This is a genomic window from Veillonella sp. HPA0037, from assembly GCF_000411535.1.
Lineage (GTDB): Bacteria > Bacillota > Negativicutes > Veillonellales > Veillonellaceae > Veillonella > Veillonella atypica.
Window position 1 is genome coordinate 1,281,867 of the sequence record NZ_KE150483.1, and the last position, 10,115, is coordinate 1,291,981.

The window sequence follows — 10,115 nt, forward strand, 5'->3', positions numbered from 1 at the left end:
TCTCCTCCTATGCTTTCAAAAAAATCTCATCATGCAATACACTGTAAACTAGCAGCAACAATATAAGAACTATATCGTTAATTAGCTGGCACACTTTGGTATTTTACATAATTCTTATACGACCAATCGCCATACAACCATTTCGACATCTGTTCCATTTCATAATACATCCACGATGAATAGCTCATGATGTGCATGTCATTAATAGGATACACATAGCCCTTTTTCACAGCTGTTATATTCTGTAGCTCCGGATCATGCATAATGGCATCTATATCCTGCTTATACTCAGGTTGTTTGACCGAATATATGGTAGGCACAAAAATAACATCAGGATTGATGCGAATCAAATCCGCTTTTGTGCCCATGTTTTCTTGCATGTTGAAAGTAGGATAGCTCGCCCGATAGTCCCAAACATCAGATAGAACATTAGGATCCTTACCACGCTCTATGATTTTCAAGTTACCTGCACCATCGATGCCATGAATCATTTCAATCATATCCCGAAGTACACCAGAGCGATACACACCATGCGTCGGATTATATAACACAATCACCGGTTTCACATCATTTTTATGAGACTCCATCTGTTTTTTGACATGCATAACAGAACTATTAATCGAAGATTCTGCACTTGTACTGTTAAATAGCTTAGCCACTTGCTTCGTATTAAGGGTTACATCCTTTAAGCTATCTTTCAGCGTATAAATAAACACAGGAATACCGGCAGCGCGCAACGATGCCACTAATCCTGGCGGCGTCGTCTCTGGAGCTACAACCACATCTGGTTCATAGGATTTTATAGACTCCACCGTAGGCTGTACACGGCCCTTTATCTCTGTACTAGAGACATAGGGAGACCCATCGGTGGCTACAACATAGGGCTCACCAGCAGCACCAACCAAGTCCACCGTTCCGGTTCCCAAGGTAACGACGCGGCGCACATAATCCGGCACGACCATCTCTGTATGTTGACTATCTTGAATCTTTCGGTGATTCGCAGCCGTTAACATCCGACCTATCACACCATGCCTCGGTATAACATCACCTAACAACTCTGGCGCCATGCCGATAACTAAACCTATGGCAATACAAATGCCCATGACTATATATGGTAGTACAATCCATTTTATCTTCTTCATAAGCGGTCTCTCTCCGTATATCACTTACGAGTCATACGATTTCTTTGGTAAAAGCACAAACTACTACAACATAAGGTATTTCGCTGTCATACTATATGCTTGTTTAACTATTTCTTACTAACTTTTTTACTTGGTCTCGCTGCTTATTTAACTATTTCTTACTAGCTTTTTTCTTGTTTGTTTTTGCTGCTTGTTTGCCTTTCGCAGGGCCTGCGGCTTTCACAAAGGAATTATTTAAATTGGTAGCAACCATAAGGGCCACATCAGCATTAGGAGTTGTGACAATAGAACGACCTGCCACGGTCACAGTAGGTCCATCATAAGATGCACCACCTGGCTGAATTTGACCATTATGGTACAAGCGCGCCAATTTACCAGCCATGAAATAAGCTCGTTCTTCGCCCGTATAGCGACCACTATTGGCAGGGCTATAGATATTCACGCCATTCACAAATACCACGCCATTATCGACCGTAACGTGATTGCCAGAATAGGTATACATGCGATCAATATTGTCCTTTACACGGCTACTCGTCTTAGGGTGATTGTTAGGGCTAAATACTTGGTTCAAACCTTCACGGTACAAATCACCATATTTATTACGAAGCACCGCCATAGAAGCAGCAGCACCGCCCACATTGTAAGGAGACTCGCTCAAAATTTTAAAGCCCAATTCGTCAGCCGCCTTTTCTTGGCCCATCGTGAATACTTGGTTCTCCATGTAATTACCAGCAATATTGGACAAAATAGCCGCATTACCGCCACCGCCAGCAGCAAGGCTCACCGCTGTAGATAAACCTACTTGCTTCTTGAGACCATTGACAATGTCCTTGTGCTCGCCATGAGAAATTTCATGAGCCATAACATAAGCGAGCTCATCATCATCTAATAGATCCAAAGCGCCCTTGTTAACAGACATCACGCGACCAACCGTAGCGAACGCATTGAAATCATCGCTAGGATTTGCGTACACCACATACGAACGCTTGACGCTAGGCGAAGCCTCTAAGGTCTTCATGATGCGTTGCACCCGTGCTTGTGCCGCACTATCCTCTAAATAGCCAGTTTGTTTCTTTGCACGAGCTAAGCTTTGTTCTTGGCCTTCCTTAGAATTATCCATTTTATTGAAAGCCGTGGATACATATGCATACGCCACTGCACCACCAATTAACGTTTGTGCAGCCCCCGCAGAAGCAGCCTCTACCGTTGTTGGTACTACGGCAACTGTTGTTAATGAAAGCCCCATCACAGCGGCTAGTACCAAAGATTTAATTTTCTTATTCATATTTGAACCTCTCATTGTCTCTCAAAATAAACGCAGTCTTACTTAGATTCACCAACAAGCTCAATAGCCACCTTACCATCTTTAGATACAGCACCACCATGAGTGTACCCAACAACATCAAACCCAGCTGCCGCGCATTGGCGAGCTATGCTTTCATAATTATCATTCTTACCACGCGTACAGGTGGAAAGATGAATGGTAGTAACACCATTTTTCTTGAAAGAAGCCAATTTCTTCTCCAAATCGCCACCGCTATGGGTAAAACCAACCAGCTCAGTATCCTCATCAGCATAGCGCTCGAAAGAATCCACTTTATTCATATATGCCTTAAGACAACCACCGCAAGAACAACGTTGCATTGTGTCTTCGTTCACTAGAACTGCAATCTTCTTAGACATAAACCCTCCTTAGGTAACATACATAATATTATGCATATTATATCACACTAAATTGATAAAAATTATGAATACAGAAAATTAAGAGCACGTGAGAATGCAGGGCTAAGCCAACGTGAATTAGCAGAACGTTCTGGTGTCCCACAGTCTACCATTGCTAGAATAGAACGTGGTTATAATACAAGTATTGATACACTTAGCAAAATCGCTTTCGCATTAAATAAGAGAGTGAAAATTAAGTTTTATATAATAATAGCCCCTATCATAATTAGTATGATAGGGGCTATCGTATTTATATTGCATTATATTGTAATACTATATCAAATCTTTTGGAGTAAGATTTATATACGTATTACATAATATCTTCTTCACGACCGAATTTACCATTTTTGTATTCGCCATATGCGAGAATAAGCTCTGTTTTATTTGTCATAACAAATGATCCTTGTTTTACCACTGGTTCATTGAGTGGTTCTCCAGCGAGAACGAAGATTTCAAGACCTTCATCACCAGACTCTACCTCAAAGCGCTCTCCATCATTGTTGAAAAGTACAAAGTCTCCAGATTCTATGCTTTCACCATTGGCACTGCCTGTACCATTAATCACAAGGAAGCCTGTATTCCAAGTCATATTCTCAGAAATAGAGATCCATGAATTAGGTTGAAGTTTTAATTTGTAAATATTCATCGGTGTATGGGATTTAGCAGGACCTGTTATATGTCTGAAAGCACCGGTGTAAACGATGGCATCGATTGTTTCATCAAGAGATTGATACCGCCCCATTGTGGTAGCAGGTATATATTGATATGCAGGTGTATCGTTTTTATGACGTTCAGGTAGATTTATCCATAATTGTAAAGCATGGAACAAACGTCCCCGCTTTGCATATTCTTTTTCATGAAATTCTTTGTGCAAAACACCACTAGCTGCAGTCATCCATTGCACATCACCAGAGTGAATAACACCACTATTACCAGCTGCATCTTTATGCCCAATGGAGCCGGAAAAAGAAAATCTTACCGTTTCAAAGCCTTTATGGGGATGTGGAGTGTCACCTGTATCAAAAGGACTGCCCTCAAAATAATATGGCTCGTTATAATCGAGTAACAAAAATGGAGACATACGATCAAGCATAGGTGACTCATCGCTATCAGGGAAGTACTGACGTACTCTAAATCCAGTGCCTACCCAATGAATATCAGGAGCTTTAATAATTCTTTCAATTGTTCTTACAGGATTCATTCTATCACCTCTTAATCGAACAGGATTTATAATAGTTGTATTATATATGAATAGTTGTATTATATATGAATAGTTGCTCATATATCTTAATACTATTATATCTAATTTTTTCGATAAGTCAAGGGGTGGGCTATTAGAATAGTAAAGACAGCCTAGGATGATAGAAATCCATACAACAAAAAAAGACACACCCTAGGGTGTGTCTTTTAGCTTAATCAGCGACTTCCTATCCTCCCAGGCCGTCTCCAGCCAAGTACTTTCGGCGTTTACGAGCTTAACTACTGTGTTCGAGATGGGAACAGGTGGACCCTCGTAGCTATCGCCACTGAATCTGTCAGAGTTTGTACTCTGAAAACCACATAGAAGTTATATATATTTGTTGCACATGTCTGCTTATTGTTATTAAGTAAAGCCCTCGATCTATTAGTACCAGTCAGCTCCAAGCCTCACAGCTCTTCCACACCTGGCCTATCAACCATGTCGTCTACATGGGATCTTACTAGCTTATGCTATGAGAAACCTCATCTCAAGGCTGGTTTCACGCTTAGATGCTTTCAGCGTTTATCCGTCCCGAACGTAGCTACCCAACTGTACCCTTGGCAGGATAATTGGTACACCAGCGGTTCGTCCACTCCGGTCCTCTCGTACTAGGAGCAGCCCCCTTCAAGTTTCTTGCGCCCGCGATGGATAGGGACCGAACTGTCTCACGACGTTCTGAACCCAGCTCACGTACCACTTTAATCGGCGAACAGCCGAACCCTTGGGACCTACTTCAGCCCCAGGATGTGATGAGCCGACATCGAGGTGCCAAACCTCCCCGTCGATATGGACTCTTGGGAGAGATTAGCCTGTTATCCCCAGGGTAGCTTTTATCCGTTGAGCGATGGCCCTTCCACTCGGCACCACCGGATCACTAAGCCCGACTTTCGTCCCTGCTCGACCTGTCCGTCTCGCAGTCAAGCTCCCTTCTGCCTTTACACTCTTCGAGCGATTTCCGTCCGCTCTGAGGGAACCTTTGGGCGCCTCCGTTACTCTTTAGGAGGCGACCGCCCCAGTCAAACTGCCCGCCTAAGACTGTCCAGCCGGTTGTTAATCGGCCTGTTAGAAATCAATTAATCAAAGGGTGGTATCCCAACAACGACTCCTCTAAGACTGGCGCCCTAGATTCTAAGTCTCCCACCTATCCTGTACATTCATTAACTAAGTTCAATCTTAGGTTGCAGTAAAGCTCCATGGGGTCTTTCTGTCCAGTCGCGGGTAACCTGCATCTTCACAGGTACTTCAATTTCACCGGGTCCCTCGTTGAGACAGTGCGCAAGTCGTTACACCTTTCGTGCGGGTCGGAACTTACCCGACAAGGAATTTCGCTACCTTAGGACCGTTATAGTTACGGCCGCCGTTTACTGGGGCTTCAATTCAGAGCTTCGACCGAAGTCTAACCCCTCCTCTTAACCTTCCAGCACCGGGCAGGTGTCAGCACCTATACATCAGCTTTCGCTTTAGCAGGCACCTGTGTTTGTGGTAAACAGTCGCTTGCGCCTCTCTTGTGCCACTCATTCATGCTCCACGCGTTACTGCCCTTCACACTACATGAGTCCTCCTTTTCCCGAAGTTACGGAGGCATTTTGCCGAGTTCCTTAACGAGGGTTTTCCCGCGCACCTTAGGATTCTCTCCCCGCCTACCTGTGTCGGTTTTGGTACGGGCGATGTGTCTCTACCTAGAAGCTTTTCTCGACAGTGTAGGATCAATCACTTCGCTGTAAACAGCTCGTCATCACATCTCAGCTTTTAGAGTTACGGATTTGCCTATAACTCAACCTACATGCTTAAACACGCACTTCCAATCGCGTGCTGACCTACCTTACTGTGTCACTCCTTCGATCAAACGATTCACACCGGTACAGGAATTTCAACCTGTTGTCCATCGCCTACGCTTTTCCGCCTCGGCTTAGGTCCCGACTTACCCTGAGACGACGATCGTTGCTCAGGAACCCTTAGGCTTTCGGTGGAATGGATTCTCACCATTCTTTTCGCTACTCATACCGACATTCTCACTTCTCACCAGTCCACAACTCCTTACGGTACTGCTTCAATCCGATGAGAACGCTCCCCTACCCATATACATTGCTGCATATGACACGACTTCGGTTTCATACTTTAGCCCCGGACATTTTCGGCGCAGAGTCTCTCGACCAGTGAGCTATTACGCACTCTTTAAATGGTGGCTGCTTCTAAGCCAACATCCTGGTTGTTTTGGAAATTCCACATCCTTCGCCACTTAGTATGACATTGGGGACCTTAGTCGGTGTTCTGGGCTGTTTCCCTCTTGACAATGGACCTTATCATTCACTGTCTGACTCCCGAGTATAAGTATAGCCATTCGTAGTTTGACTAGGTTCGGTAACCGGTATGGCCCCTAGCCCGATCAGTGCTCTACCGCCTATACTCTCAACCTCGAGGCTAGCCCTAAAGCTATTTCGGGGAGAACCAGCTATCTCCGTGTTCGATTGGCATTTCACCCCTATCCACAACTCATCCCAAAGCTTTTCAACGCTCACGAGTTCGGTCCTCCACACAATTTTACCTGTGCTTCAACCTGGCCATGGATAGATCACTACGGTTTCGGGTCTACTATCACTAACTGAACGCCCTGTTCAGACTCGCTTTCGCTGCGGCTCCATGTTTTCCACTTAACCTCGCTAGCAACAGTAACTCGTCGGTTCATTCTTCAATAGGCACGCCGTCGTCCTGATATATATACAGACTTCGACTGTTTGTAGACATACGGTTTCAGGTTCTCTTTCACTCCCCGCCAGGGGTTCTTTTCACCTTTCCCTCACGGTACTATGCGCTATCGGTCGATATCAGTATTTTGGCTTGGAGGGTGGTCCCCCCTGCTTCCCACAAGGTTTCACGTGTCTCGTGGTACTCTGGATACAGTCCCATGTATGCAAGGTTTCGATTACAGGGCTTTCACCTTCTGCGGCTGAGCTTTCCAACTCAATTCTTCTACCTCATTTACACTTGATGACTGTCCTCAACCCCGGTGCGGTTGCCCGCTCCGGTTTGGCCTCTTTCCCGTTCGCTCGCCGCTACTAAGAAAATCTCGTTTGATTACTCTTCCTCTGGGTAATTAGATGTTTCAGTTCCCCAGGTGCCCTCCTCATACTCAAAGGTATGGGTGACAGTGCATAACCACTGCCGGGTTCCCCCATTCGGAAATCTACGGGTCAAAGGTTGCTTGCACCTCTCCGTAGCTTATCGCAGCTTACCGCGTCCTTCTTCGGCTGATATCGCCAAGGCATCCGCCGTACGCCCTTAAAATCTTTACTTAAAATACTTTCGTATTTGAGATTTTATTGACATGCATTAGATACATTGTCGTTTTTTGTAGCCGTACATTTTCATGTACGTCACCAATAAGTCAGAGAATTATTTCCTATGTGCTCGGGTCAACCTACTTAGAAATTCTAAGAGATGACCTTACAAATATATATAATAATTATCTTCTATGTAGTTTTCAAAGAACAAATCTGCCGATAAATTCCGTGTTACTCGTCGTTGCATTCGTTTCACTTGTCTTACGTAATTACCATTACGTGGCGACGTCGTTCAACTCATGCGCCTAGATTAACGCGTAATTTATACGTCATATTAAATTGAGAAATCATTTACAGATCTCTCAAAACCGAACAATGTAGGTTGTAAGTACAGCTAGCGCATATGCTACGTCTACTTACTGGCCAAAGTGTCGACCTAAGTGACATCCAAGCTCTTGGCCTGGTGTATGTCTCCCTAGAAAGGAGGTGATCCAGCCACACCTTCCGATACGGCTACCTTGTTACGACTTCACCCCAATCATCGACTTTACCTTAGACGGCTGGCTCCCGAAGGTTACCCCACCGGCTTTGGGCACTTCCGACTTTCGTGGTGTGACGGGCGGTGTGTACAAGGCCCGGGAACGTATTCACCGCAGTATGCTGACCTGCGATTACTAGCGATTCCGACTTCACGTAGGCGAGTTGCAGCCTACGATCCGAACTGAGAGAGTGTTTCTCGGGTTTGCTCCACCTCGCGGTTTCGCTTCCGTCTATTAACTCCCATTGTAGTACGTGTGTAGCCCAGGTCATAAGGGGCATGATGATTTGACGTCATCCCCGCCTTCCTCCGCATTGTCTGCGGCAGTCTCTCATGAGTTCCCACCCGAAGTGCTGGCAACATAAGATAGGGGTTGCGCTCGTTGCGGGACTTAACCCAACATCTCACGACACGAGCTGACGACAACCGTGCACCACCTGTTTTCTGGCTTCCGAAGAAGAGGAACCATCTCTGGTTCTGTCCATCAATGTCAAGACCTGGTAAGGTTCTTCGCGTTGCGTCGAATTAAACCACATACTCCACCGCTTGTGCGGGCCCCCGTCAATTCCTTTGAGTTTCAACCTTGCGGTCGTACTCCCCAGGCGGGGTACTTATTGCGTTAACTCCGGCACAGAAGGGGTCGATACCTCCTACACCTAGTACCCATCGTTTACGGCCAGGACTACCGGGGTATCTAATCCCGTTCGCTCCCCTGGCTTTCGCGCCTCAGCGTCAGTTTTCGTCCAGAAAGTCGCCTTCGCCACTGGTGTTCTTCCTAATATCTACGCATTTCACCGCTACACTAGGAATTCCACTTTCCTCTCCGATACTCTAGATTGGCAGTTTCCATCCCATCACGGGGTTAAGCCCCGAACTTTTAAGACAGACTGACCAATCCGCCTGCGCGCGCTTTACGCCCAATAATTCCGGACAACGCTTGCCACCTACGTATTACCGCGGCTGCTGGCACGTAGTTAGCCGTGGCTTTCTATTCCGGTACCGTCAAATCCTCGCACTATTTGCACAAGAACCATTCGTCCCGATTAACAGAGCTTTACAACCCGAAGGCCGTCATCACTCACGCGGCGTTGCTCCGTCAGACTTTCGTCCATTGCGGAAGATTCCCCACTGCTGCCTCCCGTAGGAGTCTGGGCCGTGTCTCAGTCCCAATGTGGCCGTTCATCCTCTCAGACCGGCTACTGATCATCGCCTTGGTGGGCCGTTACCCCTCCAACTAGCTAATCAGACGCAATCCCCTCCTTCAGTGATAGCTTATAAATAGAGGCCACCTTTCATCCAGTCTCGATGCCGAGATTGGATCGTATGCGGTATTAGCAGTCGTTTCCAACTGTTGTCCCCCTCTGAAGGGCAGGTTGATTACGCGTTACTCACCCGTTCGCCACTAAGATTGATAGAAGCAAGCTTCCATCGCTCTTCGTTCGACTTGCATGTGTTAAGCACGCCGCCAGCGTTCGTCCTGAGCCAGGATCAAACTCTCCAAGATATCTTGAAGCTATTTGAATAGCTCATTATTTGTTGTCGTTACATTTAAGTAACTTTGAATTATGGTTGGTTTTGACTATGTCAAAACCCGCACTCTGGCATATGTTCAATCATATGATTGATTACCTATCATTGTTCAGTTTTCAAAGATCTGTACCAGTTAGACTAGATATTATCTAGCTCCAAAGCACTTTCATTTGAAGTGTTTCACCAACTGGCGACTAGATTATAATAACATGTTGACCATTCAGTGTCAAGCACTTTTTATAATCTTTTTTAGAATTTTGTAATTACCTCTATGTGAGGGATTTACATAAAATTCCAAAATAACTAACAAAGAATCTAGATTGTATCTAGTGTTTCCTCATTAAGAAACAGTCGCCTCAACGACTGTATGGTTATTATAGTACAAACAAGAGATGCGCGCAAGTCCTAATTTTAAAAAATTTGAAACTTTTTTCACCTTTTCTGTATAATGTATTTATTTATTTTGATACTACTATATATTGTATTTGATAACCCCCTTTTTATATTTCTATAGACTATAAATACAATATATGCTATTCCACTAATTAGTTTCAGTTATATCTATTAATTAGTACAGGCCTGTTCTATTTCTCTGGAGACCTTGCAACCGTCATTCTACATTTAGTACAGGCCTGTTCTATTTCTTGGGAGACCTTGCAACT

5 protein-coding genes and 3 rRNA genes are annotated in these 10,115 nt (G+C 44.9%); 1 reads left to right on the plus strand and 7 read right to left on the minus strand.

Annotated features, from left to right (window positions below; translation table 11 throughout):
• Positions 1-77 precede the first annotated feature (77 nt).
• The 3 genes from HMPREF1477_RS05975 to HMPREF1477_RS05985 all read right to left on the minus strand — a co-directional run bounded on the left by HMPREF1477_RS05975 (position 78) and on the right by HMPREF1477_RS05985 (position 2,825).
• Positions 78-1,142, minus strand: coding sequence for an ABC transporter substrate-binding protein (locus tag HMPREF1477_RS05975; RefSeq protein WP_016476198.1), 1,065 nt, complete (start codon positions 1,140-1,142; stop codon positions 78-80).
• A 151-nt stretch (positions 1,143-1,293) separates the two neighbouring features.
• Positions 1,294-2,427, minus strand: coding sequence for a M48 family metallopeptidase (locus HMPREF1477_RS05980; protein ID WP_016476199.1), 1,134 nt, complete (start codon positions 2,425-2,427; stop codon positions 1,294-1,296).
• A gap of 38 nt (positions 2,428-2,465) precedes the next feature.
• Positions 2,466-2,825: a CGGC domain-containing protein gene (locus HMPREF1477_RS05985; protein ID WP_016476200.1), complete on the minus strand. Its 360-nt coding sequence runs from the start codon at positions 2,823-2,825 to the stop codon at positions 2,466-2,468.
• Between the two features lie 51 nt (positions 2,826-2,876).
• Here HMPREF1477_RS05985 and HMPREF1477_RS09890 point away from each other — a divergent pair, with 51 nt between their 5' ends.
• Entirely contained in the window at positions 2,877-3,182 is a 306-nt protein-coding gene (locus HMPREF1477_RS09890) for a helix-turn-helix domain-containing protein (RefSeq protein WP_302944606.1), read from the plus strand.
• Here the strand turns inward: HMPREF1477_RS09890 and HMPREF1477_RS05995 are convergent.
• From HMPREF1477_RS05995 to HMPREF1477_RS06010, 4 genes are all read right to left on the minus strand, one after another.
• On the minus strand, positions 3,175-4,065 hold the full coding sequence (locus HMPREF1477_RS05995) for a pirin family protein (RefSeq protein WP_016476201.1): 891 nt from the start codon (positions 4,063-4,065) through the stop codon (positions 3,175-3,177). The two genes, HMPREF1477_RS09890 and HMPREF1477_RS05995, sit on opposite strands and share 8 nt — an antisense overlap.
• A 213-nt stretch (positions 4,066-4,278) precedes the next feature.
• A 5S ribosomal RNA gene (gene rrf / locus HMPREF1477_RS06000) occupies positions 4,279-4,395 on the minus strand.
• Positions 4,396-4,468: 73 nt separating this feature from the next.
• Positions 4,469-7,397 (minus strand): 23S ribosomal RNA (locus tag HMPREF1477_RS06005).
• Positions 7,398-7,864: 467 nt separating this feature from the next.
• Positions 7,865-9,427: ribosomal RNA gene (locus HMPREF1477_RS06010) — 16S ribosomal RNA — on the minus strand.
• Together the 16S, 23S and 5S rRNA genes form the textbook arrangement of a ribosomal RNA operon.
• Positions 9,428-10,115: the final 688 nt, after the last annotated feature.